At 62.5% G+C, this 26,217-nt stretch carries 22 protein-coding genes and 1 pseudogene; 7 read left to right on the top strand and 16 right to left on the bottom strand.

The annotated features are described in order from the left end of the window. Positions 1-11 precede the first annotated feature (11 nt). The 3 genes from ACYAS9_RS19960 to ACYAS9_RS19970 are packed head-to-tail and all read right to left on the bottom strand — an operon-like array spanning position 12 to position 2,390. The gene (locus tag ACYAS9_RS19960; protein WP_463569990.1) at positions 12-413 is read right to left on the bottom strand and encodes a DNA polymerase III subunit chi; all 402 of its coding nucleotides are present in this window, start codon (positions 411-413) and stop codon (positions 12-14) included. 7 nt (positions 414-420) lie between these two features. Beyond that, positions 421-849: a DNA polymerase III subunit chi gene (locus ACYAS9_RS19965; protein WP_463569991.1), complete on the bottom strand. Its 429-nt coding sequence runs from the start codon at positions 847-849 to the stop codon at positions 421-423. A gap of 50 nt (positions 850-899) precedes the next feature. Continuing rightward, positions 900-2,390, bottom strand: coding sequence for a leucyl aminopeptidase (locus tag ACYAS9_RS19970; RefSeq protein WP_463569992.1), 1,491 nt, complete (start codon positions 2,388-2,390; stop codon positions 900-902). 280 nt (positions 2,391-2,670) lie between these two features. On the opposite strand from ACYAS9_RS19970, the gene lptF reads away from it, so the two are divergent. Continuing rightward, entirely contained in the window at positions 2,671-3,798 is a 1,128-nt protein-coding gene (gene lptF, locus ACYAS9_RS19975; protein ID WP_463569993.1) for an LPS export ABC transporter permease LptF, read from the top strand. Beyond that, positions 3,785-4,846 (top strand): LPS export ABC transporter permease LptG, encoded by a 1,062-nt coding sequence (gene lptG, locus ACYAS9_RS19980; protein ID WP_463569995.1) that lies wholly within the window; start codon positions 3,785-3,787, stop codon positions 4,844-4,846. Before lptF ends, lptG begins: the two co-directional genes overlap by 14 nt. 17 nt (positions 4,847-4,863) lie before the next feature. Here the strand turns inward: lptG and ACYAS9_RS19985 are convergent, their stop codons facing one another. The 13 genes and pseudogenes from ACYAS9_RS19985 to gap all read right to left on the bottom strand — a co-directional run bounded on the left by ACYAS9_RS19985 (position 4,864) and on the right by gap (position 19,406). After that, on the bottom strand, positions 4,864-5,349 hold the full coding sequence (locus tag ACYAS9_RS19985; protein ID WP_463569996.1) for an RDD family protein: 486 nt from the start codon (positions 5,347-5,349) through the stop codon (positions 4,864-4,866). A 90-nt stretch (positions 5,350-5,439) separates the two neighbouring features. Continuing rightward, positions 5,440-5,652: a cold-shock protein gene (locus ACYAS9_RS19990; RefSeq protein WP_463569998.1), complete on the bottom strand. Its 213-nt coding sequence runs from the start codon at positions 5,650-5,652 to the stop codon at positions 5,440-5,442. A 357-nt stretch (positions 5,653-6,009) separates the two neighbouring features. Beyond that, a complete protein-coding gene (gene gcvT / locus ACYAS9_RS19995) occupies positions 6,010-7,134 on the bottom strand; it encodes a glycine cleavage system aminomethyltransferase GcvT (RefSeq protein WP_463570000.1) in 1,125 nt (374 codons plus the stop codon). Then, on the bottom strand, positions 7,127-9,991 hold the full coding sequence (gene gcvP / locus ACYAS9_RS20000; protein WP_463570001.1) for an aminomethyl-transferring glycine dehydrogenase: 2,865 nt from the start codon (positions 9,989-9,991) through the stop codon (positions 7,127-7,129). The genes gcvT and gcvP overlap by 8 nt, the downstream gene beginning before the upstream one ends. A 10-nt stretch (positions 9,992-10,001) precedes the next feature. After that, on the bottom strand, positions 10,002-10,385 hold the full coding sequence (gcvH, locus tag ACYAS9_RS20005) for a glycine cleavage system protein GcvH (RefSeq protein ID WP_463570003.1): 384 nt from the start codon (positions 10,383-10,385) through the stop codon (positions 10,002-10,004). A gap of 262 nt (positions 10,386-10,647) precedes the next feature. Further along, positions 10,648-12,156, bottom strand: coding sequence for a sigma-54-dependent transcriptional regulator (locus tag ACYAS9_RS20010; RefSeq protein WP_463570004.1), 1,509 nt, complete (start codon positions 12,154-12,156; stop codon positions 10,648-10,650). 62 nt (positions 12,157-12,218) lie between these two features. Beyond that, positions 12,219-12,575: a DUF5064 family protein gene (locus ACYAS9_RS20015; protein ID WP_463570005.1), complete on the bottom strand. Its 357-nt coding sequence runs from the start codon at positions 12,573-12,575 to the stop codon at positions 12,219-12,221. Positions 12,576-12,634: 59 nt separating this feature from the next. Continuing rightward, positions 12,635-13,110, bottom strand: a pseudogene (locus ACYAS9_RS20020) (YbaN family protein). Then, positions 13,107-13,721: a biliverdin-producing heme oxygenase gene (locus ACYAS9_RS20025; protein WP_463570006.1), complete on the bottom strand. Its 615-nt coding sequence runs from the start codon at positions 13,719-13,721 to the stop codon at positions 13,107-13,109. The pseudogene ACYAS9_RS20020 and the gene ACYAS9_RS20025 overlap by 4 nt, the downstream one beginning before the upstream one ends. A gap of 121 nt (positions 13,722-13,842) precedes the next feature. Next, entirely contained in the window at positions 13,843-16,419 is a 2,577-nt protein-coding gene (locus tag ACYAS9_RS20030; protein ID WP_463570007.1) for a TonB-dependent receptor, read from the bottom strand. Between the two features lie 276 nt (positions 16,420-16,695). Continuing rightward, positions 16,696-17,595 (bottom strand): FecR family protein, encoded by a 900-nt coding sequence (locus ACYAS9_RS20035; protein WP_463570221.1) that lies wholly within the window; start codon positions 17,593-17,595, stop codon positions 16,696-16,698. Positions 17,596-17,700: 105 nt separating this feature from the next. Next, complete coding sequence (locus ACYAS9_RS20040; protein WP_463570009.1) at positions 17,701-18,219, bottom strand: RNA polymerase sigma factor; 519 nt, start codon at positions 18,217-18,219, stop codon at positions 17,701-17,703. A 185-nt stretch (positions 18,220-18,404) separates the two neighbouring features. After that, positions 18,405-19,406, bottom strand: a complete 1,002-nt coding sequence (gene gap / locus ACYAS9_RS20045) for a type I glyceraldehyde-3-phosphate dehydrogenase (RefSeq protein ID WP_463570010.1) — start codon at positions 19,404-19,406, stop codon at positions 18,405-18,407. Between the two features lie 219 nt (positions 19,407-19,625). On the opposite strand from gap, the gene edd reads away from it, so the two are divergent. From edd to ACYAS9_RS20070, 5 genes are all read left to right on the top strand, one after another. After that, a complete protein-coding gene (gene edd / locus ACYAS9_RS20050; RefSeq protein ID WP_463570012.1) occupies positions 19,626-21,452 on the top strand; it encodes a phosphogluconate dehydratase in 1,827 nt (608 codons plus the stop codon). Continuing rightward, positions 21,449-22,408, top strand: a complete 960-nt coding sequence (locus ACYAS9_RS20055; protein WP_463570014.1) for a glucokinase — start codon at positions 21,449-21,451, stop codon at positions 22,406-22,408. Before edd ends, ACYAS9_RS20055 begins: the two co-directional genes overlap by 4 nt. 105 nt (positions 22,409-22,513) lie before the next feature. After that, positions 22,514-23,254: a response regulator gene (locus tag ACYAS9_RS20060; protein WP_463570015.1), complete on the top strand. Its 741-nt coding sequence runs from the start codon at positions 22,514-22,516 to the stop codon at positions 23,252-23,254. Continuing rightward, positions 23,223-24,710 (top strand): ATP-binding protein, encoded by a 1,488-nt coding sequence (locus ACYAS9_RS20065; protein ID WP_463570017.1) that lies wholly within the window; start codon positions 23,223-23,225, stop codon positions 24,708-24,710. The genes ACYAS9_RS20060 and ACYAS9_RS20065 overlap by 32 nt, the downstream gene beginning before the upstream one ends. 157 nt (positions 24,711-24,867) lie before the next feature. After that, positions 24,868-26,160, top strand: coding sequence for an ABC transporter substrate-binding protein (locus ACYAS9_RS20070; RefSeq protein ID WP_463570018.1), 1,293 nt, complete (start codon positions 24,868-24,870; stop codon positions 26,158-26,160). Positions 26,161-26,217: the final 57 nt, after the last annotated feature.

Raw genomic sequence — 26,217 nt, forward strand, 5'->3', positions numbered from 1 at the left:
TAGCTTGAGGCTTATAACTTGGGGCTTGAGGCTGCGAGAAGTCTTTCGAGCCGCGCTTCAAGTCGCCGTTTGATCTCGGTCTCGATGTGCGGTGCAAAGTCGTTGATCACATCCTGCATGATCAACTGCGCGGCAGAGCGCAGTTCGGTGTCCAGATGAAGCAGCGTGTCGACACTGGGTGCGCCAGGCTTGGCCTGTGACGGCTCGGCGGCAGGCGGCGCAACGTGCAAGACGGCAGGGGATGTCTCGGCAGGTTGCTGCGTGACCCGGTCAGACAGCATCGGAATCTGCGCATCGCGGTGCACCGTGTCGGTCAGCAGCGGCGGTTGCAGGTTTTCATCTTCCAGCAGCTTGCGAATCGATTCGAGGTCGTTCAGCAGGTGCGCGGATTCAGCTTTTTTTGAAGTATCCATCGTGAACTCAAAGGCGCTGTAGTCGGTGATCTTGCGGAGCATAGCCCTGTTTGCGGTATTCCCGGAAGCTCTCGCGCGCGGCCAGGCGAATCTGCGGGTCTTCGGTAACGACCTCGGCGACACGGGCAAAACGCGTGAAAAAAGGCGCGATGCGCAAGTCCAGGTTGACCAGCAAATCCTGGTGCGCGCCGGGGTCATCGCCCAGGCCCAATACCACTGGCGCCAGCTCATCGCTTTCGGCGTCGCCATGCGGCACGAAGCTTTCGCCCTTGAAGCGCCACAGCCTGGCATCGAGGTCGGCACGCTGGGCGGCGTCGCTGCAATGCAGGTAAACCCGGTGGCCGAGGCGCCAGGCTTTTTCGGTGAGCTTGCAGGCAAAGTCCAGCCGCGCCTCAAGGGACGGGCTGGGCAATATATAGAAGTCGATCTGGGTCATAGTCGGTTCACAGCGCTGCGCCTGGCCACCAGGCCAGGCGCAGCAGGCGGTCAGGCTCCGGCGCGATCGAGCAGGTATTGGGTCAGCAATGGCACTGGACGGCCAGTGGCGCCCTTGTCCTTGCCGCCGCTGAGCCATGCGGTGCCGGCGATGTCCAGGTGCGCCCAGTCATAGGCCTTGGTGAAGCGCGACAGGAAGCACGCCGCCGTGATGGTGCCGCCTTTGGGGCCACCGATGTTGGCGATGTCGGCGAACGGGCTGTCCAGTTGTTCCTGGTACTCGTCGAACAGCGGCAGTTGCCAGGCGCGGTCGTCGGCCTGCTTGCCGGCGTCGAGCAACTGGTTGATCAGCGCATCGTTGTTGCCCAGCAGGCCCGACGTGTGGGCGCCCAGGGCGACGACACAGGCGCCGGTCAGGGTGGCGATATCGATGACGGCCTGCGGCTTGAAGCGCTCGGCGTAGGTCAGCGCATCGCACAGCACCAGACGGCCTTCGGCGTCGGTGTTGAGGATTTCGACGGTCAGGCCGTTCATGGTGGTGACGATGTCGCCCGGACGGGTCGCGGTGCCGCTTGGCATGTTCTCGGCGGCGGCGACGATGCACACCAGGTTGATCGGCAGTTGCAGTTCAAGCACGGCGCGCAGGGTGCCGAACACGCTGGCAGCGCCGCACATGTCGAACTTCATTTCGTCCATCGCAGCCGCCGGCTTGATGCTGATGCCGCCGGTATCAAAGGTGATGCCCTTGCCGACCAGCACATACGGCTTTTCACTCTTTTTGCCGCCCTGATAATTCATCACGATCAGGCGCGGTGGCTGGGCGCTGCCCTGGGCCACGGCCAGGAACGAGCCCATGCCCAGTTCCTTGAGTTTTTTCTCGTCGTGAACCTCGACCTTGAGGTTCTTGTACGCCTTGCCCAGCGCCTTGGCCTGTTCGCCCAGGTACGTCGGGTGGCAGATGTTCGGCGGCAGGTTGCCCAGGTCGCGGGTCAGGGCCATGCCGGTGGCGATGCCACGCGCATGGGTGACGGCGCTTTCGACTTCGGCGGTGCTGGCCTTGGCGGTCAGCAGGGTGATTTTCTTCAGGGTCAGGGCTGGCGCCTTGGTGCTTTTGAACTGGTCGAAGACATATTCGCCGTCGAGCAGGGTTTCGGCCAGCAAGCGGGTCTTGCCATAGGTTTCACGCTGCTTGACCCGCACCTCGTCCAGCGCGAGTGCCGCATCGCTGCCGCCCAGGCCCTTGAGGGTCGACAAAACGCCACTGATGACTTTCTTGAATTGACGGTCCGACAGCTCTTCATCCTTGCCCACGCCCACCAGCAGCACGCGCTCGGCCTTGAGGTTGGGCAGGTTGTGCAGCAGCAGGCTCTGGCCGACCTTGCCGGCCAGGTCGCCACGCTTGAGCAACGCAGTCAGGGCGCCGCCGCTCAGTGTATCGACACTCTTGGCGGCTGCTCCCAGCACCCGACCTTCGCCGACGGCGAGGATCAGGGTGGCGGTTTTCAAGGTTTCTGGGCTAACGCTTTTAACAACCAATTCCATGTCGGGTCCCCGAATGACTGTGAGCTTTGCAAAGCAATAAATGAACAATGAACGCGCGGCAAGGCCGGGCGGGCTTGAAGTCGACCCGCAGTTTGACCCTGTGCGGCAATCGCTGACAACCCCGATTGACCGCTGTAGGACATGGATGTGAGAACTATCCGGGTCGCGCAGTGACATAAGGAGTCAATCACAGGATAATGCCGCATCTTTTTCGCCTGTACCGTGGCTCGTCTTTTTCCTTGTCCGGCTGGTTGTGCCTGGCAAACCTGGAGTGTCTGGTTTGATTGTCTTTCGTTATCTGTCCCGGGAAGTGCTGGTCACATTGAGTGCGGTGAGTGCCGTGCTGCTGGTCATCATCATGAGCGGACGCTTCATCAAGTACCTGGCCCAGGCGGCCTCTGGTGCGCTTGACCCAGGCGTCCTGTTCCTGATCATGGGCTTTCGCCTGCCAGGCTTTCTGCAACTGATCCTGCCGTTGGGGCTGTTTCTCGGCATCCTTCTGGCTTATGGCCGGCTGTACCTTGAAAGCGAGATGACCGTGCTGGCGGCCACCGGTATGAGCCAGCAGCGTCTGCTGGCCATCACCCTGGCGCCGGCGGCACTGGTTGCGCTGCTGGTGGCCTGGCTGAGCTTCAGCCTGGCGCCCCAGGGCGCTGCGCAGTTCTCGGTGCTGATCAACAAGCAAGACTCGCTGACCGAGTTCGACACCCTGGTGCCCGGACGCTTCCAGTCGCTGCGTGATGGCACCCGGGTGACCTACACCCAGGAGTTGTCCGAAGACCGCACCCAACTGGGCAGCATCTTCATTTCCGAGCGGCGCCTGGCCAGCGACAAGGGCAAGGACAGCGGCATCACCGTGCTGGTCGCCGAGAAAGGCCGCCAGGAAGTACGCCCCGACGGCAGCCGTTTCCTGGTGCTTGAAAATGGCTACCGCTATGACGGCAATCCCGGCGAGGCCAATTACCGCGCCATTCAGTACGACACCTACGGTGCGTTGTTGCCCAAGCCCGAGATCAGCGCCGAAGTCACCGAGCGTGACGCGATTCCGACCTCCGAGCTGTTCGGCAATGACACGCCGCGCTACCAGGCCGAGCTGCACTGGCGGCTGTCGCTGCCGATTCTGGTGTTCATCGTGACCCTGATGGCTGTTCCCCTGTCGCGGGTCAACCCTCGTCAGGGCCGCTACCTGAAACTCTTGCCGGCGATTCTTCTGTACATGGCTTACCTGACAATTCTGATTGCCGTGCGCGGCGCGCTGGAGAAGGGCAAGCTGCCCATGGCGCTGGGCATGTGGTGGGTTCACGCCTTGTTCCTGTTGATCGGTCTGGGCCTGTTGTACTGGGAGCCGTTGCGCTTGAAGCTGGCCGGTCGCCGCACCGCAGTGGAGGTGGCTCATGGGAAGGCTTGATCGGTACATCGGCAAGAGCGTCTTCCTGGCGATTCTTGCCGTACTCGGCATCATTCTCGGGCTGGCCTCGCTGTTTGCCCTGATCGATGAGATGGGCGATATCAGCGATAACTACACCTTGCTGGACGCTGGCGCCTTCGTGCTGCTCACCGCTCCGCGACGGGTCTATGAAATGCTGCCGATGGCTGCCTTGATCGGCTGTCTGATCGGTCTGGGCAGCCTGGCCAGCAGCAGCGAACTGACCATTATGCGTGCTGCCGGCGTGTCCATCGGGCGTATCGTCTGGGCGGTCATGAAACCGATGCTGGTGCTGATGCTGGTTGGCGTGCTGGTCGGTGAATACGTAGCGCCGGCGGCCGAAAACAAAGGCCAGGCCGATCGCTCGCTGGCCCAGGGCACGGGTGATTCGCAAAGCGCCAAGCATGGCCTGTGGCACCGCCAGGGCGAAGAATTCATCCACATCAACAGTGTGCAGCCCAATGGCCTGATGTATGGCGTGACCCGTTATCGCTTCGACGAGCAGCGCCACATGCTGACCTCAAGCTTTGCCCGCCAGGCCAATTACCAGCAGGATTACTGGGAGCTCAGCGACGTCACGACCACGCATTTCCGCAATGGCCAGACCGACATCGTCAAGACCCCGACCGAGCGTTGGGAAGTCACGCTCAGCCCGCAATTGCTCAGCACGGTGATCATGCCGCCAGAGTCGCTGTCGATCACCGGGCTCTGGAGCTACGCGCATTATCTGGCCGACCAGGGCCTGAACAATGGCCGTTACTGGTTGGCGTTCTGGACCAAGGTGCTGCAGCCGCTGGTGACCGTGGCGCTGGTGCTGATGGCGATCTCGTTCATCTTTGGTCCGCTGCGTTCGGTAACCCTGGGCCAGCGCGTGTTCACTGGCGTGCTGGTGGGCTTTATCTTCCGTATCGCCCAAGACCTGCTCGGCCCGTCGAGCCTGGTGTTCGGCTTCTCGCCGCTGTTCGCGGTGCTGGTGCCGGCCGGTATCTGCGCCGTGGCCGGCGTGCTGCTGCTACGCAGGGCAGGGTAGGGCTTCGCGCCCGCCGCTCAGCCACGTTTGGGCAAATGCACCAGCACGCTATTTGAATAGATATCGTGCCAGGTGCGGCCCTGCGGGTCGTACAGGCTCCAGAAAAAACCTGCCCCAAAACACAGTCCCGAAGCGATGGCGACCATGAAGCGCAGCAGTGCCTGGGTCAGGCTGAGGGCGCTGCCGTCGGCGTTTTGCACACGCACCCCCCAAGCCTGCATGCCCAGCGTCTGGCCGTTGCGGGTCCAGAACCAGGCGTAAAAGGCGAAGGCGCTCAGCAACAGCAGGGTCGACAGCAGCGGGTCACCGTCCATGGCGCCGGACTCGCTCAGCTGGCGCAGGCGTGCCTGGCCCACAAAAACCATCCAGATCAGTTTGTAGATAAAGGCGGTGACGATCAGCAGGGCCAGGCACAGCAGCAGGTCATAGCTGGCCGCCGCGAGGCGCCGGATCAGGCTGGCGCGGGCAAATGTGCCTTGCGGCTGGAGCAAGCGTGCAGGCATGGCTGGACCTCGCAGGGAGAAACGAAACAGCGCCCACAAAAAAGCCCCTGATAAATCAATATCAGGGGCTTTTGACGATCAGACTGAGGCTTAGGCTTCAGCTTGAACTTCGTCAGCCTGCAAGCCTTTCTGGCCTTGCACAGCGATGAAGGTCACTTTCTGGCCTTCTTTCAGGCTCTTGAAGCCGTTGCCCTGAATCGCGCGGAAATGCACGAACAGATCCGGACCGCTTTCTGGAGTGATAAAACCAAAACCTTTTTCGTCGTTGAACCACTTGACGGTACCGCTCTGACGTGTAGACATGTTCTTATTTCCTTGACGCTTGAATTTAATGACAGACTCTTTCTGACCTGTAAATGAGGCGAAAGAATACTGGGGCTGGTTGCAGGAAGTAAGAAACGTAGAGCGGGTTGTAGCGATACTTAAAGCTACTGCCCAGGTCCCGATTCAGCGACCTTTGCAAACACAGTTCGAGAACTCTACGCCAACTCTCGTTACAAAAACAAGCCCCGCAGAGTCCCCTATTTCAAAGGGCTGCAGCAATGCCCAAGGATTGTTCACTGCCCAAAGGTTTGCGCCGCATCCGGCCCGCTTTTGCACTTTGTCAGTGCACTCTCAAGGCCGGGGTTTTTTCCATAGGCGGAATATTGGCGTCGGTATTCAGCCCCTGAAGTAACGCTGTGCCACGAAAGGCATTTTGCTGATGCGCAATGGAACTTTCTTGCCTCTGACCAGCGCGAAAACCTCGCTGTCCAGCGCGCTGAAGCCGCTCTCTACATAACCCATTGCCAAGGGGCCGCCCAGGCTTGGGCCGAAGCCGCCGCTGCTGACCAGGCCAATGGTGCGGTCCTGGTCATCGACGATCAAAGCCCCTTCGCGCACTGGTGTTCTTTCTTGCGGCAACAGGCCGACACGCTTGCGATCCGTGCCGTTTTGCTGCTGGGCGAAGATCTGCTCGGCCCCCGGAAAACCACCTGCACGAGCGCCATCGACTCTGCGCGCCTTGGAAATGGCCCACAGCAGGCTGGCTTCGACAGGAGAAGTGTCACTATTCATGTCATGGCCATACAGGCACAGGCCCGCTTCAAGGCGCAGCGAGTCGCGCGCGCCCAGACCGATTGCTTCAACTTCAGGCTCCGCCAGCAGGCGACGCGCCAGGGCATCGGCTTCGGCTGCCGGTACAGAGATCTCGAAGCCGTCTTCACCGGTGTAGCCGGAGCGGCTGACAAAGCAGTCGCTGCCCAGAATCGACACGCGGGTGAACTGCATGAACGTCATGCCGGCCACGCTCGGTGCCAGTCGGGCCAATACCGCCGCTGCCTGCGGGCCTTGCAGGGCGAGCAGGGCGCGTTCTTCGAACAGCGACTCGATCTTGCACTGGCCGGCCAGGTGCTCGCACAAATGCGCCAGGTCCTGTTCCTTGCAGGCGGCGTTGACCACCAGCAGCCATTGTTCGTCAGCGATCCGGGCAACCATCAGGTCGTCGAGAATGCCGCCCTGGTCATTGGTGAACAGCGCATAGCGCTGCATGCCGACCGGCAGGTCGATGATGTCTACCGGCACCAGGGTTTCCAGCGCACGGGCAGCGTCCGGGCCGCTGAGCATGATCTGGCCCATGTGCGAGACATCGAACAGGCCGGCCTGGGCGCGGGTGTGCAAGTGTTCCTTCATGACCCCGAGCGGGTATTGCACGGGCATCTCGTAACCGGCAAAAGGCACCATCCTGGCACCCAGCTCGCGGTGCAGGGCGTGCAACGGGGTGACCTGCAGGGATTCGTCAGACATGCTGATAACTCTCGATGGATGGGCAGGCGCAAACCAGGTTGCGGTCGCCGTAAACGTTGTCGACGCGACCCACTGGTGGCCAGTATTTGCCCTCGACCAACGAGGCTACCGGGTACACCGCCTGTTCGCGGCTGTACGGGTGCTCCCAGGCACCGGCCAGTTCGGCGGCAGTGTGCGGGGCGTTTTTCAGCGGGTTATCGTCCTTGTGCAGCGTGCCGTTTTCCACCGCGCGAATCTCTTCGCGAATGGTGATCATGGCCTCGCAGAAGCGGTCGAGTTCTTCCTTGGCTTCGCTTTCGGTCGGTTCGATCATCAGCGTGCCGGCCACCGGGAACGACATGGTCGGCGCGTGGAAGCCGAAGTCGATCAGACGCTTGGCCACATCGTCGACGGTGATGCCGCTGCTGTCCTTGAGCGGACGCAGGTCGAGAATGCACTCGTGCGCCACCAGGCCGTTGCTGCCGCTGTACAGCACCGGGTAGTGCTCTTCAAGACGACGGGCAATGTAGTTGGCATTGAGGATGGCGATCTGCGAAGCGCGCTTGAGGCCTTCGCCGCCCATCATGCGGATGTACATCCAGGTGATCGGCAAAATGCTCGCGCTGCCGAAGGGGGCTGCGCATACCGCGCCTTCCTGGCGCTGCATGTTGCGATGGCCGGGCAGGAACGGCGCCAGGTGCGATTTGACCCCGATCGGGCCAACGCCCGGGCCGCCGCCGCCGTGCGGAATGCAGAAGGTCTTGTGCAGGTTCAGGTGCGACACGTCGCCGCCGAACTTGCCCGGCGCACACAGGCCGACCATGGCGTTCATGTTGGCGCCGTCGATGTACACCTGGCCGCCGTTGTCGTGAACGATGGCGCAGATTTCGCGGATGCCTTCCTCGAACACGCCATGGGTCGACGGGTAGGTGATCATCAGCGCGGCCAGCTGCTCGCGGTGCTGCAACGCCTTGGCGCGCAGGTCTTCGATGTCGACGTTACCGCGTGCGTCGCAGGCGGTGACCACCACGCGCATGCCAGCCATTTGTGCGGTGGCCGGGTTGGTGCCGTGTGCCGAAGACGGGATCAGGCACACATCGCGGTGCTCGTCGCCACGGCTCTGGTGGTAGGCACGAATCGCCAGCAGGCCGGCGTATTCGCCCTGCGAGCCGGCGTTGGGTTGCAGCGACACGGCGTCGTAGCCGGTGGCGGCGCAGAGCATCGCTTCCAGTTCGTCGGTCAGCAACTGGTAGCCAGCGCTTTGCTCGGCCGGGGCAAACGGGTGCAGGTTGCCGAATTCAGCCCAGGTCACCGGGATCATTTCGCTGGCGGCGTTGAGCTTCATGGTGCACGAGCCCAGCGGGATCATGCTGCGGTCCAGTGCCAGGTCCTTGTCGGCCAGCTTGCGCAGGTAGCGCATCAGCTCGGTTTCGGAGTGGTAACGGTTGAATACCGGGTGTTCAAGAATCGCCGACTGACGCAGCAGGCCATGTGGCAGGCGCGACGGAGTGCTGGTGGCGAGGGCGTCGAAGTCCGGCAGGCTCTGGCCGTCAGTCACGAAAACAGCCCACAAGGCCTTGATGGCATCAGGCGAGCTGGTTTCGTCGAACGACACGCCAAGGCGCTCGGCATCGACGGCACGCAGGTTGATGTTATGCGCGCGCGCTTTGGCGTGCAGCTCGGCGGTCTTGGCGCCGGTGGCCAGGGTCGCGCTGTCGAAGAAGAATTCCTGCTCGGCCTTGAGACCCAGTTGGCGCAAGCCTTCGACAAAGATCGCGGTCAGGCGATGGACACGCTTGGCGATGCGCGTCAGGCCTTCAGGGCCGTGGTACACCGCGTACATGCTGGCGATGTTGGCCAGCAGCACCTGGGCGGTGCAGATGTTGCTGGTCGCCTTTTCGCGGCGGATGTGCTGTTCGCGGGTTTGCATGGCCAGGCGCAGCGCCTGCTTGCCATGACGGTCGACCGACACGCCGACCAGGCGGCCCGGCATGTCGCGCTTGAAGGCGTCGCGGGTCGAGAAGTAAGCGGCATGCGGGCCACCGAAGCCCAGCGGCACGCCAAAGCGCTGCGCGGTGCCGATGGCCACGTCGGCGCCGAATTCGCCCGGCGGGGTCAGCAGGGTCAGGGCCAGCAGGTCGGCGGCCACGGCCACCAGTGCATTGGCGCCATGGAAGCGCCCGATCAGATCGCCGTAGTCGAACACATCGCCATTGCTGGCCGGGTATTGCAGCAGCGCGCCAAAGTAATCGCTGACATCGCCCAGTTCGGCTTCATCGGCGACCACCACTTCAATGCCCAGCGGTTCTGCGCGGGTGCGCAGCACATCGAGGGTTTGCGGGTGGCAATGGATCGAGGCGAAGAACTGCTGGCTGCCCTTGTTCTTGCTCAGGCGCTTGCAGAACGTCATGGCTTCGGCGGCGGCGGTGGCTTCGTCAAGCAACGAGGCGTTGGCAATCGGCAGGCCGGTCAGGTCGCTGATCAGGGTCTGGAAGTTCAGCAATGCTTCCAGGCGGCCTTGGGAAATCTCCGGTTGATACGGGGTGTAGGCGGTGTACCAGGCCGGGTTTTCCAACAGGTTGCGCAAAATCGGCGCCGGGGTGTGGGTGTTGTAGTAACCCTGGCCGATGTAGCTCTTGAACAGCTGGTTCTGGCTGGCAATGGCCTTGATCGAGGCCAGGGCGTCAGCTTCGCTTTGCCCGGCAGGCAGGTCGAGCACGCTGGTGCCCTTGATGCTGTCCGGAATCACGCTGGCGGTCAGGGCGTCGAGCGAGTCGAACCCCAGGGTTTGCAGCATGGCGTGTTCATCGGCTGCACGCGGGCCGATGTGCCGGGCGATGAATTCATTGGCGGTATCAAGCTCGATACGATCACTCATGGCGCGCTCCTCAGGCTTGGTCGTTGGCTTGGATCAGGCGGTCGTAAGCGTCCTGATCGAGCAAGGTATCGATGGCGCTGGCATCGCTGGGTACGAAGCGGAAAAACCAGCCGGCGCCCAGCGCGTCTTCGTTGACCAGCTCTGGCGTGTCGGCCAGGGCACTGTTGACCTCGACCACTTCACCTTCCAGAGGCATGTAAAGACTGCTGGCGGCTTTCACCGACTCGACCACCGACACTTCGGCGTGTTGAGTGTAGGCCTGTAATTCAGGAAGCTGGACAAACACCACGTCACCGAGCGAGTTCTGCGCGTATGGCGTGATGCCGACAGTGAAGCTGCCATCGGCTTCGGCCTTCAGCCATTCGTGTTCCACGGTGAATCGCAACTCGCTCATAAAGACTCCTCAGGGGATCAGGGCGGGCCACGTGGGGCGCGCCGTATGAAAAGTCCTTAGCAAGTTTGTGGCCAGTTCTGTTTTGTCCTTATTAATCAGGGCTTTGAGTGGATTTCACACGATTTTCCTGCTCGTCTCTGTAACGATTTCGCTACGCTTGGCAGGCTTGGATGAAAAGGCAGTGCGCGCAAAGCCTTGGCGGGCACTCACGCTGCGCGACTGTAGTGAAATCGTTACGATGGAATGAAATCGCTACGACACGTCAGGTCTTGGCGCCAATGCCGTATTTACGCAAGCGATGGGCAATGGCGGTGTGCGAGGTTTGCAGGCGCGCGGCCAGTTGCCGGGTCGACGGGTGTTCGGCATACAGCCTGCTCAGCAGGTCGCGCTCGAAGCTTTCTACCGCCTGTTCCAGGCTATCGACGGCATCGCCGGGCTGGCGTGCCAGGGTTGTGCCGGCGATGTCGAGGTCGGCGGCATGCACCTGACCGCTTTCACTGACCGCTGCGGCGCGGAAGATCACGTTCTGCAACTGGCGCACATTGCCCGGCCAGCGATAGCTCAGCAGGCTGGCGTGCGTGCCCGGCGCCAGATGGCACAGCGGGCGCTGGATCTGGGTGCAGGCTTGCTGCATGAAATAGCGTGCCAGCAGCACGATGTCCTGGCCGCGCTCGCGCAGCGGCGGCACTGACAGGTTGAGAACATTAAGGCGATAGAACAGGTCTTCGCGAAAGCTGCCCTCGGCGACCATCTTTTCAAGGTCGCGGTGCGTGGCGCTGATGATCCGCACATTGACCTTGACCTCGCGGTCGCCGCCCACCCGGCGAAAGCTGCCATCGTTGAGAAAGCGCAGCAGCTTGGCCTGCAAGTACGGCGACATCTCGCCGATCTCGTCGAGAAACACCGTGCCTTTGTCAGCCATCTCCATCAGCCCCGGCTTGCCGCCGCGCTGGGCGCCGGTAAAGGCGCCGGGCGCATAGCCGAACAGCTCGCTCTCGGCCAGGCTCTCGGGCAAGGCCGCGCAGTTGAGGGCCAGAAACGGCTCGCCGTGCCGCGCACTGCTGGTGTGGCAGGCGCGCGCCACCAGCTCTTTGCCGGTGCCGGTTTCGCCGCGAATCAACAACGGCGCATCCAGGGTCGCGATGCGCTGGGCGCGGACTTTCAGGGTGCTGATGGCCGGTGAATCGCCAAGCAAGGCGTCGAAGCCTTCGGCGTGATCGTGGTGCAAGGCCGACAAGCGCTCACCAATGCGGCTGGGCGGATAAAGGGTCAGCAGCGCGCCAGCCTCGGTGATCGGCGTGGCCTCCAGCAGCAGCGCCTGGCCATTGAGGGTGATCTCGCGCAGCGGCAGGCGAAAACCGTTGTCCAGCAGCGTGGTTTGCAGGTCCGGGTCGGCGAGTAATTCACCCACCGGCTCGCCGGCAGGCTCGCGGCCGATCAACGCCACCAGCGCCGGGTTGGCCAGCAGCACCAGGCCTGCGCTGTCCAGCGCCAGCACCGGATCGGTCATCGCGGCCAGCAAGGCATCGAGCTGCAAATGCCGGCGCTGGCCGGGCAGGATATCGACCACGGTGATCGCCACCACGCCACGCACCCGGAACAACGCATCCTTGAGCTCTTCAAGCATCTTCAGGCTGAGGGTCGGCGCATCGATGTAGACATTCGGCGGCACCATCTCCACTGCATCGAGGTTCAGGTTGCGGCTGCCGAGTATCGCCAGCACTTCCTGGGTGATACCGACGCGGTCGATGAAGCAGACATGGATGCGCATGACAAAGAGGCTGGTCTGGAAAGAGGGCGCCAGTATGCCTTATGACGTCAAGCCCGGCGCCATCATTGCAGATGTTCGGGCTTCACCGGCTCACCGGACTTTGCATGCAACTGCTCACGGATGTCTTCGAACATCCGGTCGTAGTCCTTGTGCTGGGCAAGCGGCAACCCCGCGGTGTCGGGCAGGCCGTGGCGAATGGCGATGCGGCTGGCGTCATGGGCGAAGTTGAACGCCAGGTCGCGGGGTAACTGAAAGGTTTCGCTGAAGGCCTTGCCGTTGATTTCGCCGTCCATGACAAAGCTTATGCTGGTGCCTTGGGCGGGATCTTCAATGCGCTCGTAGCGAATGTGAATATCGAAGCTGTGATCGGTTTTTTGCAGTGCGCTGCGAGTGATATGCAGATGACCGGGCTCGAACATGAAAGGCACTCCACCTGGAGGAAATGTATCCGGGTAGACCTTAGCAGCCTTGCGGCGGTTCAGCTTTTGTCGTCGGTCAAGGCTGGCCGGCTTTCAGGTTCAGGCCGCGACCACAGCCACAGGTTACCCATGGCCATGCCGGCGAGCGCCAGGTACAGCCACCAGATATGGTGGAACAGGCTCAGCATGACGATGGCGCACACCAGCATGCTCACCGTCGCGCTGATTTTTGCCCGCCGCGCCACGCGCCTGCCGTTGCGCCAGTTGTACAGCATCGGCCCGAACACCCGGTGGTTTTCCAGCCAGGCATTGAGGCGCGGCGAGCTGCGCGTGGCCGCCCAGGCCGCGAGCAGGATGAACTCGGTGGTCGGCAGGCCGGGAATGAAGATCGCAGCAATGCCGATGCCCAGGCTCGTATAGGCGAGCAGGCCATAAAGCAGGCGTGAGAGTCGTGAGCCGGGAGGTTTGTAGGTCATGGTCATGCTTGAGCGGTTCGAAAGCCCGGCCAGCTTAACAGGCTCACGGCCATTGTCATGCCTGAACCGTTTCAACCTGAGCTGCGCCGGCGTAAGCCTGTTCCAGCAACACGCCAAAACGCTCGAAGGCCGCCAGTGCGCCTTGATCCAGTTCGGCTTCCTGTTCGGCAGTCAGATCCAGCTCGTCCAGCGTGCGGATAAAGGCTTTCCAGCCAGCGGCGCGACCGCCTTCGGGTTCACCAAGATGACGGGCGCCGAAACGTTCGGACAGGCCCAGTGCTTCGGCGCGCTTGATCAGAAAGGCGGCGCCGAGCTTGGAGCCCTCGGACACGAACAGCCAGCCCAGTGCATGCGCCACGCTTGGTTCGTGTACAGCGCCGGCCACCGGTGCTGGCAGCGCGGTGTTCAGGTCGTTGAGGTCCGCAGCGGCCTGTTCGGCCCGGCAGCGTTGCGCCAGGTCAGGGATCAGCGCGATCAGTTGCGGGTCGCGGTACAGGGCCAGCAGCTCGTTCTGGAACAGGTACTGGGCGACCACAAAGCGGGTGAAGCTGGCCTTGGTGGCGAACGGCGTATGGGCCTTGACGGCGTGGTCGAGCTTTTCGTGCGGGGCATGGGTAATGCTGTTCAGGCGCTGCGAGCGCAGGGCAGGGCGTTGGCTTTCAGTGGTCATAAGGTCTTCCTTGCCGGGAGTGAGGGCTTGTTGAATAGACGAATGGGCGAGGGGTTTTGCGTAAAAAAGCCGGATAACAACAGGCCGCCTGATCGGCGGCATGTCGGTTTACGCCTCTGGATCAGATGTCCCAGACCAGGTTGACGCTGAAGTTGCGCCCCGGCTGGGTCAGGCGTTCAAGGTTGGCAGGCGCCGTCACGCCAGCCTCGCCAACGCCGTCGTAGCCGCGCACGTCATCCCACAGCCAGTACTGTTTGTCGGTGAGGTTGTAGAGGCCGCCGCTGACGGTCACATCCTGAGTGACCTTGTAGTAGCCGGTCAGGTCCAGCACGCCGAAGCCCGGCGTCTTGAACTGGCTGGACACGCCATCGGGGGTGTGGAAATTGCTGTCGTCCACGCGGTTCTTGCGCTTGACCAGCGTCCAGCTCAGCAGGCCACCATAGTTATTCTGCTCATAGCCCAGGCCGAACACGCCGGTCAGCGGGTTGATGCTGTTGATCGGCTCGCCGCTGTCGTTGTTGCGCCCGTGCAGGTAAGTGACCGCCGCTTGCGTGTACAGGCCTTGCGGCGCGCCGAGGCTGTCCAGGTCGAGGCGACCCTTGAGTTCTACACCCTTGATGGTGGCGTGCTTGATGTTGCTGGACTGGAACGTGGTGTCGCTGTAGCCGGGGCTGAGCGCGTCTTCGTTGATGAAATCGCGGTACTTGTTATAAAACACTGCGACATCGAACGAGCCCGCGTCGAAACGCCCGCGCAGGCCGGTTTCAACACTCTTGCTCTTTTCCGGGTCGAGATTGGGGTTGGGCGCGACGATATAACCGGCGTTGAGGTTTTCAAAGCGCCCGTACAGGGCCTTGGCCGACGGCGTGCGGAAACCTTCGGCGTATTGGCCGTACCAGGTGTATTGATCGTCGATGGCATAGGTCACGCCAAACTTGGGCGAGACGCGGTGCCAGTTGCGGTCTTTCTCTTGTGCCTGGGCGCGGTCGGCGGCGCTGAGCGAGTTGAGAAACTCCGATGTCAGCTTGGGCTCCATGCGCGTGTGGTCATAGCGCACGCCCGGCGTGAAGGTCCAGTCGTTCCAGCTGATCTGGTCTTGGGCGAACAGCGAGTAGCTGGTGATGGTCGGGTCCGGGAAGTCGCTGGTCGGCACCAGACGATCACTGGCGCTGTCGTCTCCCACCGCACGGCAGGCGCCCAGCACCCGGGCACAAACACCATAACCGCTACGCAGGCCGGTGACTTTCTGGCGCTTGAGGGTGGTGCCGTAGGTCAGCAAGTGATCGGTATCGGCCAGGCTGAAGGCCTTGTCGAGCTGGGCATCGAAGACCCACTGCTTTTCCTGATAGGTCGTGTTGCGGAAGCGGTAAACGTCGCGTGAAAACGGGAAATAGCGCTCGGCGGTGCTCTGGTCGGTCTTGGCGGTCTGGTAGTTCAGGCTCCACTTGAGGTTATCGACCAGCAGGCTGTCCAGCGCCAGTGTGTGCTCGATGCCGAAGCGCTCGCGGGTGATGGTGTCGTTGCCGCTGCGCGATTGGTACATGCCCAGGCCTGCGCCATTGGTGAACGGCCCGCCGACGGCACTCTTGAGGTTGGTGTCGCGGTCGTCCTTGTATTTTTCGTAGGTGAAGCCCAGGCGCGCGTCGTCGGCGTAGTTCCAGCCCAGCTTGGCCAGCACGTTGGTGGTGCGCACATCCTGCGGGTTGGCTTCGGTACGGGCCAGGCCCGTGCCGCCGGTGCTGCCGTAGGATTCGGTTTCATGGCCATTGCGCTGGCTCAGGTGCAACAGGCCGTCGAAATCGCTATAGCGTCCGGCCACGGTGGCCGAGTTCAGCCAGCTGTCGTCGGCCGAGCTGTAGCCGGTTTTCAGGCGGGCACCGACGTCATTGCCGGGCTTGATGATGTCGTCGGCGTCCAGCGTGTAATAGCTGACCACGCCACCGATGGCGCTGCTGCCATAGAGGGCCGAGGCCGGGCCGCGCAGAATCTCGACGCGCTTGACGATTTCCGGGTCGACGTAATTACGCTGGGTCTGCGCGTACGGGCCGCTGAAGAAGCGGTCGGGCACTTCGACGCCGTCGACCTGAGTCAGGATCCGGTCGCCGTCGATGCCGCGGATGTTGTAGCCATTGGTGCCGGCCCGCTGGCCGGCGCCGCCCACCGACACGCCTGGCTCGTAACGCACCAGATCGCGAATGTTGTTGACGTTCTGGCGGTCCAGTTGCTCGCGGGTGTGCACACTGACCGTGCTCGATACCGTGCTCACATCCTGAGCCTGGCGAGTCGCGCTGATGGTGGTCTGGTCCAGCGACAGCACGCTGCTGTTGGCGCGGCGCTGCAACACCACATTCTGTGCGCTGACGGTGCGATAACCCAGCGTGCTGCCGGCCAGTAACTGTTGCAGCGCCTGCTCGGGCGCCAGCGAACCCTGCACGCCAGGGGAGGTGACATTGCGCGTCAGGTCCGACGAGGCACCGACCTGCCAGCCGGTGACCCGGCTGAACTCGTTGAGCGCCGACACCAGCGGCTGCTGGGCAATCTCGAAGCGGTATTGCCCGGCACTGCGCGCCGGCGCCGCGGAGGCCTCGGCGGCAAAGGCCGGCACCGCCGGCACACCGGCCGTCAGCAGCGCGACACTCAGCACCGACAGTGCAAAACGCGAGCGGGGCTGTGGAATGGGGGTGATCGTGGATGGCATCGAGAAGGGCTCCCTGTCGTGCGTCGTATAAGAGTCAGCAACCTTTATGTAATGCGAATCAGTTGCATTGGCTATGACTAGACGAACGGCACATCGAGAGCGCGTAAAAATATTTCGAAACTTGAAGCGTATGGAAACAGCACGGTTTGCGTAGGAGCGAGCGTAGAGCTCGCGAAGAGGCCGGCACATTCACTTTCTGTGACTGATAGTCAGCATTCGTGAGCTTAAGGGGGCGGCCATCCGCCTCGCTCCTACGGAGCTGTGTCAGGCGGGGAGTTAATCCAGAATCACCAGCCGCGGCAGTTCATGCACCGTCGCCGAGGTCGCTTGCGCCAGTGAGCGCACCACGTCCAGCGGGTTGTCCAGGCGGTAGTTGCCGGTGACTTGTACCTGCGCCAGCGCAGGATTGGTGTTGACGATCCAGCCTGGGTAATAGCGGCGCAGTTCGTCCAGCACCTGGCCCATCGGGCAGTTGTCGAACACCAGCCGGCCTTGCACCCAGGCAAGATCCTTGGCCGGGTCGATGCGTTCGCGCGCACTCAGCCCCGCAGGACCCAGGCGAACGCTGTCACCTGCACCCAGGCTCAACCGCGCCCCGTCCCTGGCTGCTTGTACGTCCACGGCGCCACGTTGCACCAGTACCCGCGCTTCGCCATCCAGGTAGCGCACCGCCATGGCCGTGCCGCGGGTGCTCATGCGCAACGGGCCGGCTTCGATTTCCAGGGGCGCGCCCTGGCCTGAAGCAACCTCGAAAAACGCTTCGCCCTGGTGCAGGCGTGCCTGACGATGCTGATCGTCGATCTGACTGGAAAACGCCGAGCGGGTATTGAGCAGAACCTGCGAGCCGTCGGCCAGTTGCACGCGCTGGCGCTCACCGATGACCGTCAGATGATCGGCCTGCAGGCGCAGCGGCAGGTTGCCAAAGTAACCGACCGCAATCAGCAGCACCGCCGCCGCTGCCAATGGCCGGCGCCAGGCACGCAGGCGTCGCCAGCGATCAGGCTTGCGCTCCAGCACGATGGCCGCCTGGTGCACCGACTGGCCATTCCAGATCGCCTCGGCCCGGGCGTACGCCTCGGCATGCGCGGGGTCCGCGCACAGCCAGGCCTGAAAGCGCGCCTGCTGTTCGGCATCGGCGGCTTCCAGTTCGATCAGCCAGTTCAGGGCCTGATCCATCGCGCTGTCGCCTGGCAGCGCTTCGGCAGGCGCGTGCGGGCGTTGGGGTTGTAAAGCCACGGGGTTCCTCGGCAGGGCTTGTAAGGGGGCAGTGTTAGTAACCGCTCAGGCCTGGTCAAGCCTGGCGATGACCCCGATACAGATTGCCATGATCAGCTTGAGTTCTTTTTGTACGGTGCTGGGCGACACATCCAGGGCTTCGGCGATTTCCTGATAGCTGCAACCGTGCAGGCGGCTGAGGATGAAAATACGCTGCTGGCGCGTGCTCAACCGTCCCAGGCTGGCGCCCAGGCTTTCAAGCAAATGCTTGGCGTGGGCGGCGTCTTCGGGCGAGCCAAGCTGGGCGGCGACACTTTCGAGCTCTTGCGCCGGAACATCCTCGACCAGCATGCGCCCTTGTACCCGCCGCGCGCGCAGGTGGTCCAGCGCCAGGTTACGGGCGGTCTGGTAGACGAAAGGTTCAAGGTGATCGATGGGGCGCTCGGTCAGGGCACGGGTGACCCGCAACCAGGTTTCCTGCAGCAGATCCTCGGCCGTGCTGTGGCTGCCGACCATGCGCTGCAACGTCCGCAACAGCACATCGCGCTGGGCCTGGAAGACATCATTGAAACGGGACTGGGACACAGGAAGGCTCGACCGGAAATCAAGCCGATGATAATGCTTATCAACTGCGACTTTTTCAAGTCGCAGTTGATAGCTGTAAGCCGCAAGCTTGAAGCTGCAAGAAAAGGCTGTTCGCGGTGAGCACGAAAAAACCAGGTGTACACCGCTTTTGCTTGCAGCTTGCAGCTGACGGCTTGTAGCTGCTTTTATGCCGCGCGGTGAAGGGCGAGGCAGTTGTCGAGCATGCGGTTGGAGAACGCCCACTCGTTGTCGTACCAGGCCAGCACCTTGAGCAGCTTGCCGCTGACTTTGGTGTGGTTGGCGTCGAAGATCGACGACAGCGGGTTGTGGTTGAAGTCGTGGGACACCAGCGGCAGGGTGTTGTAGCCCAGCACTTTGGAATGCTGACTGGCCTGCTTCATCAGGGCGTTGACTTCGTCCGCGCTGGCTTCGCGCTTGAGCTGCACGGTCAGGTCGACCAGCGACACGTTGATCACCGGAACCCGCACGGCCATACCGGTGAGTTTGCCGGCCAGTTCCGGCAGCACCAGGCCGACGGCTTCGGCCGCACCGGTCTTGCTCGGGATCATCGACTGGGTGGCCGAACGGGCGCGGTAAGGGTCGGTGTGGTAGACGTCGATCAGGTTCTGGTCGTTGGTGTAGGCATGAATAGTGGTCATCAGACCGCTTTCGATACCCAGTTCGCGGTGCAGCACCTGAGCCACTGGCGCCAGGCAGTTGGTGGTGCACGAGGCGTTGGAAATGATCTGGTGCGAGGCGCGCAGGATGTCGTGGTTGACGCCATACACCACGGTGGCGTCGGCACCGCTGGCCGGGGCGGAAATAATCACTTTGCCGGCGCCGGCCACCAGGTGCGCGGCGGCTTTCTCGCGGCTGGTGAACAGCCCGGTGCACTCGAACACGACATCGACCTGCTGGGCTTTCCATGGCAGGTCGGCGGGATTGCGGATCGCGCTGACCGCAATGCGGTCACCGTTGACGGTCAGGCTCTCGCTATCGCATTCGACGCTACCGTCAAACGGACCGTGGACGGTGTCGAAACGCAGCAGGTGCGCGTTCATTTCACTGTCGCCCAGGTCGTTGATGGCGACGACCTGCAAGTCTTGTCTATACCCTTGGGTATAGAGTGCGCGCAGGACATTGCGGCCGATGCGACCGAAACCGTTGATTGCGATGCGAAGAGTCATACAGCCGTCCTCGGGAAAATTTGTTGTTGGAATTACAAGATTATTCTCATAAAAATAGAAAACAAGCCTTTTTAGTGGCAATATTTTCTTAAACCTACAAATACAATCCTGAAAGTCCTGACGTTTTGATCAAGGTCACATGTTTCCAATACAGGTTGATGACCCTGACTGTTCAGTGCCTTTACGGGTGACCATAGACCTTAGCCTGGAGTTCAGCACATGCATCCCCGCATCCTTGAGGTCACCGAGCGGTTGATCGAACGCAGTCGCCCGACCCGTCAGCGCTACCTGCAACTGATCAACGACGCCGCCAGCGACGGCCCGATGCGCGCCCAGCTGCAATGCGCCAACTTTGCCCATGGCGTGGCCGGCTGCGGAACCGAAGACAAGCAGACCCTGCGCCTGATGAACGCGGCCAACATCGCAATTGTTTCGTCATATAACGACATGCTTTCGGCGCATCAGCCTTACGAACATTTTCCCGAGCGCATCAAGCAGGCCCTGCGCGAGATCGGCTCGGTCGGCCAGTTCGCCGGCGGCGTGCCGGCCATGTGCGATGGCGTGACCCAGGGCGAGCCGGGCATGGAGCTGGCCATTGCCAGCCGCGAAGTGATCGCCATGTCGACGGCGGTGGCGCTGTCGCACAACATGTTCGATGGCGCCCTGATGCTCGGCATCTGCGACAAGATCGTGCCGGGCCTGATGATGGGCGCGTTGCGCTTCGGTCACTTGCCGACCGTGTTCGTGCCCGGCGGGCCGATGGTCTCGGGGCTGTCGAACAAGGAAAAGGCCGATGTGCGCCAGCGCTACGCCGAGGGCAAGGCCAGCCGCGAAGAGCTGCTGGACTCGGAAATGAAGTCCTACCACGGCCCCGGCACCTGCACCTTCTACGGCACCGCCAACACCAACCAGCTGGTGATGGAAGTCATGGGCCTGCACTTGCCGGGCGCTTCGTTCGTCAACCCGTACACCCCGCTTCGCGATGCGCTGACCGTCGAGGCCGCGCAGCAGGTCACGCGCATGACCCGCCAGAGCGGGCAGTACATGCCGCTGGGCAAAATCGTCGATGAGCGTTCGATCATCAACTCGATCGTCGCCCTGCACGCCACCGGTGGCTCGACCAACCACACTCTGCACATGCCGGCCATCGCCCGTGCGGCCGGCATTCTGCTGACCTGGCAAGACATGGCCGAGCTGTCGGACGTGGTGCCGACCCTCAGCCACGTGTACCCGAACGGCAAGGCCGACATCAATCACTTCCAGGCCGCCGGCGGCATGTCGTTTCTGATCCGCGAGCTGCTGGGCGCCGGTCTTTTGCATGAAGACGTCAACACCGTGGCCGGCCACGGCCTGAGCCTGTACACCCGCGAGCCGTTTCTTGAGGACGGCCAACTGGTATGGCGCGAAGGCCCGCTGCAAAGCCTGGACGAAAATATCCTGCGCCCTGTGGCGCGGCCGTTTTCGGCCGAAGGCGGGCTGCGGGTCATGGAGGGCAACCTTGGCCGTGGCGTGATGAAAGTCTCGGCGGTTGCCCCGGAGCATCAGGTGGTCGAAGCCCCGGCGCGGGTGTTCGAAGACCAGCAAGCCCTGGCCGATGCCTTCAAGGCCGGCGAGCTGGAGTGCGACTTTGTCGCGGTGATGCGTTTTCAGGGGCCGCGTTGCAATGGCATGCCTGAATTGCACAAAATGACCCCGTTCCTGGGCGTGTTGCAGGACCGTGGCTTCAAGGTCGCACTGGTTACCGATGGGCGTATGTCCGGTGCCTCGGGTAAAGTGCCTGCCGCGATCCACGTGTGCCCGGAAGCCTTTGATGGTGGCCCTTTGGCACGCGTGCGCAATGGCGATGTCATCCGCGTGGATGGCGTCAAAGGCACGTTACAAGTGTTGCTGGAACCGGCAGAATTGGCCGCCAGGGAATTGGCAACCGTACAGATCGACAGCAGCGTGGGCTGTGGTCGTGAACTGTTCGGTTTCATGCGCCAGGCTTTCAGCTCTGCCGAGCAGGGAGCCAGCGCCTTTACGGCAAGTCTGGAGGGGCTCAAGTGAAATTGGCTTTGGTCGGTGATATTGGCGGCACCAACGCGCGCTTTGCGATTTGGGAAGACAACCAGCTGCATTCGATCCGGGTATTCCCGACCGTCGATTACACGGGGCCTGAACAGGCCGTCGAGGTCTATCTGCAAGACCTCGACCTGCAACGCGGTGACGTCGGCTTTGTGTGCCTGGCCGTGGCCGGGCCTGTCGACGGTGACGAGTTCCAGTTCACCAACAGCCACTGGAGCTTCAGCCGCTCGCGCTTTTGCACCGACCTCAAGGTCGATCATTTGTTGTTGATCAACGACTTCACGGCCATGGCGCTGGGCATGACCCGCCTGCAGGATGATGAATACCTGACCGTTTGCCACGGCATCGGCAAGCCCGAGCGTCCGCGTGCGGTGATCGGGCCGGGCACCGGCCTGGGCGTCGGCACCCTGATCAGCAGCGGCGAAAATCACTGGACTGCGCTGCCGGGCGAGGGCGGGCATGTCAACCTGCCGATCGGCACGGCCCGCGAAGCATTGCTGTGGACCCGGCTGATGGCCGAGCACGAACACGTTAGTGCCGAGACCGTGCTCAGTGGTGCCGGCTTGCTGCTGCTGTACCGGGTCAGCTGCGAGCTGGACGGCATCGAACCGACCCTCAAGTCACCGGCCGCGATCACCTCGGCCGCCCACGAGGGCGATGCGGTTGCTGCAGCAGTGCTCGAGCAGTTCTGCGTGTTCCTGGGGCGTGTGGCCGGCAATAACGTCCTCACCCTCGGCGCGCTGGGCGGGGTGTACATTGCCGGTGGCGTGATCCCGCGCTTTACCGATTTCTTCATGAACAGTGGTTTCAAACGCGCTCTTATGGAAAAGGGCGTGATGAGCGATTATTTCGAAGGCCTGCCGGTGTGGCTGGTAACTGCCGAATACCCGGGCCTGAATGGCGCGGGCGTGGCGTTGCAACAGGCGTTTGATTTGTAAGACCGGCTTGCGCCGGGAAAGCCGTTACGCGGTGCTTGCTTCCCGGCTGAAGCCGGTCCTGCGGGTACCCATAAAAATAAGACTCACTGCACAAGGACGACCCGCTTGAGCGCTGCCAACAAGACCATCCTGCTGGTCGATGACGATCAGGAAATCCGCGAGTTGCTCGAAGCCTACCTGAGCCGTGCAGGCTTTCAGGTGCGCGCCACGTGCAACGGCGCGCAGTTTCGCCAGGCGTTCAACGAGACCCCGGTCGACCTGTTGATCCTCGATGTGATGCTGCCCGACGAAGACGGCTTCAGCCTGTGCCGCTGGGTGCGTCAGCACCCGCGACAGCCGCACGTGCCGATCATCATGCTCACCGCCAGCTCGGATGAAACCGACCGGGTCATCGGCCTGGAGCTGGGCGCCGACGATTACCTCGGTAAACCCTTCAGCCCGCGTGAACTGCTGGCCAGAATCAAGGCCCTGCTGCGCCGTGCGCAGTTCGGCCAGGAGCGTTCTGCGGGGGGCGAGGTGTGGCAGTTCGATGAGTGGCGCCTGGACATGGTCAGTCACCGGCTGTTCCACCTCGATGGCGAAGAAGTGATTCTGTCGGGCGCCGACTTTGCCCTGCTCAAGCTGTTTCTCGATCACCCGCAGCAAATCCTCGACCGCGACACCATCGGCAATGCCACCCGTGGCCGCGAACTGATGCCGCTGGAGCGCATCGTCGACATGGCCGTCAGCCGTTTGCGCCAGCGCCTGCGCGACACCGGCAAATCGCCAAGGCTGATCCGCACCGTGCGTGGCAGTGGTTATCTGCTGGCAGCCAATGTCAGCACCCGTGTGGAGTCGGCCTATTAAGCGCGTGGGCAAGCGGCGCCTGCCGTTGCCACGATCCTTGCTGGGCCGGATGCTGCTGCTGACATTGCTGGCGATCCTGCTCGGGCAGGCGTTGTCGAGCATCATCTGGGTCTCGCAATTGCGCGCCACGCAAATGGAAGGTCTGGTCAACAGTGCGCGCAGCCTGGCCTACTCGATGTCGGCCAGCGTCAGTTATTTTCGTTCGCTGCCGGTCACCTACCGGCCGCTGGTGCTGGACCAGTTGCGCAGCATGGGCGGCACTCGCTTTGTGGTGTCGCTCAACGACCATCCGCTGCACATGCAGCTGCTCGATCCCACGCCGCGCAAGCAGGCGGTGCTGGAGGCGGTGGGCGAGGTGCTGCGCAAATACCTGGGCGATGAACCGCAGATTGCCGTGTGGTTCGTGCGCCCCGATGACCTGCGGATCTTCAACAGCGGCCTGAAACTCGATGAGCTGCCGCGCTCCTGGGCGCATTACGCGCTGACCCTGGAACCGGTGGACCCGCCGGTGATGGTGACCCAGATCGAGCTGGCACCCGGCGAATGGCTGTACATCGCCTCGCTGTTGCCCGAACCCTACACCACCCTTGAAGAGCCGCAATTGCCGGTGCAGCAGGTCTGGTCGATTGCCCTGACCAGCGCCTTTCTGCTGCTGTTCATCGGCCTGCTGGTGCATTGGCAAAGCCGGCCGCTCAAGCGCCTGGCGCGGGCGGCGCGCAACCTGTCGCTGGACGGTGACAGCGAGCCACTGGTCGAGAGCGGCAGCAGCGAAGTACAGGAAGTCAGCCGCGCCTTCAACAGCATGCGCATACGCATCAGCCGTTACCTGACCGAGCGCGGCCAGTTGTTCAGCGCCATTTCCCATGACCTGCGCACGCCGATTACCCGTTTGCGCCTGCGTGTCGAACTGCTTGAAGACCCGGACGTGCAAATGCGTTTCGAGCGCGATCTGGACGAGCTGGAGCTGCTGGTCAAAGGCGCGCTGCAATGCGTCAAGGACACCGACATTCACGAAAATATCGAGCCGGTGGACCTTAATCACCTGCTCGATTGCCTGGTCGAACCCTATGTGCTGCCCGGCGGTGACGGGCGCGTGACCCAGTACGGCGTGGCCCAGGCGCCGTATCCGGGCAAGGCGCTGGCGTTGCGGCGCTGCATCGGCAACCTGATCGACAACGCCCTCAAATACGGCCACCGCGCACACCTGCGCATCGAGGACGACCGCCTGGCGTTCGTCCTGCACGTCGACGACGAAGGGCCAGGCGTGCCGCAGCAGCGCATGGAGCAGGTATTCGAACCCAACGTGCGCCTGGCCGGCAGCGACAAGCAAGGCTACGGCCTGGGCCTGGGCATCGCCCGCAACATCGCCCACAGCCACGGCGGCGAAGTGACAATGCAAAACCTGCGCGATGGTGGGTTGCGGGTGACCTTGCGCTTGCCGCGCACCGGGGAGTAACCGCAATTGCCTGTGAGATATCGCATTGCCACTGAATGTCACCGGTCTGTGACCATTGCGCGTCGCTTCGTTACCGAACACTCATCCGGCTTGGTTAGACTGCTTTCAAGCGCAGGCACAAGACCTGCCCCCCAATAACAACAAGAAGGTCGAATCGATGAATTCTCTGTCCCCGCTCGCTGTGGTCATTTCCCTCGCCTCGTTGTTACCCCTTACCGCTATTGCCGATGAACCCAAGGGTTCGGTCGAAGTCGTGCACTGGTGGACGTCCGGTGGCGAAAAGGCGGCGGTCGATGTGCTCAGGGCGCAAGTCGAAAAAGACGGCTTCACCTGGAAAGACGGCGCTGTGGCCGGCGGCGGCGGGGCAACGGCGATGACCGTGCTCAAGAGCCGCGCCGTAGCAGGTAACCCGCCGGGTGTGGCGCAGATCAAGGGCCCCGATATTCAGGAATGGGGCACCACCGGCCTGCTGAGTACCGACACGCTGACCGAGGTTGCCAGGCAGGAAAAGTGGGACGAGCTGCTCGACAAGAAAGTCTCTGACACCGTCAAGTTCGAAGGCAGCTATGTCGCGGTGCCGGTCAACATCCATCGCGTCAACTGGCTCTGGGTCAACCCGCAAGTGCTGGCAAAGGCCGGCGTCGCCAAGGCGCCAGCCACGCTTGAAGAGTTCTACGCCGCTGCCGAAAAACTCAAGGCCGCAGGTTTCATTCCCCTGGCGCACGGCGGCCAGCCATGGCAGGACAGCACCGTGTTTGAAAACGTGGTGCTCTCGGTCATGGGCGCCAAGGGCTACCAGCAAGCCTTCGTTGAGCTCGACGAAAAAGTGCTGACCGGCCCCGAGATGGTCAAATCCTTCACCGAACTCAAGAAAGTCGCCACTTACATGGACGCCAACCGCGCCGGGCGCGACTGGAACATTGCCGCCGCCGATGTGATCAACGGCAAGGCCGGCATGCAGATCATGGGCGACTGGGCCAAGAGCGAATGGACCGCCGCGCACAAGGTGGCCGGCAAGGATTACCAGTGCGTAGCCTTCCCCGGCACCGCCGATGCCTTCACCTACAACGTCGATTCGCTGGCAGTGTTCAAGCTCAAGGCCGACCGCAAGGGCGACATTGCTGCCCAGCAGGACCTGGCCAGAGTCGCGTTGGGTGAAGAATTCCAGAAGGTCTTCAGCACCAACAAGGGCTCCATTCCGGTGCGCAAGGACATGCTCGCCGAGATGGGCAAGTATGACTTTGATGCCTGCGCCCAGGCCTCGGCCAAGGACTTCCTGAAAGACGCCAGCACCGGCGGCCTGCAGCCGAGCATGGCGCACAACATGGCCACTTCGCTGGCCGTGCAGGGCGCGATCTTCGATGTGGTGACCAACTACATCAACGACCCGCAGGCCGATCCTGCCAAGGCCGCGCAACGCCTGGCCTCGGCGATCAAATCCGCCAAGTAGCGCTACTCGGAAACGTAGCGCCCTGACCCCGCCGCCCGATGGGGCGGCAACCCTCAG

Source organism: Pseudomonas sp. HP_08 (genome assembly GCF_055284095.1).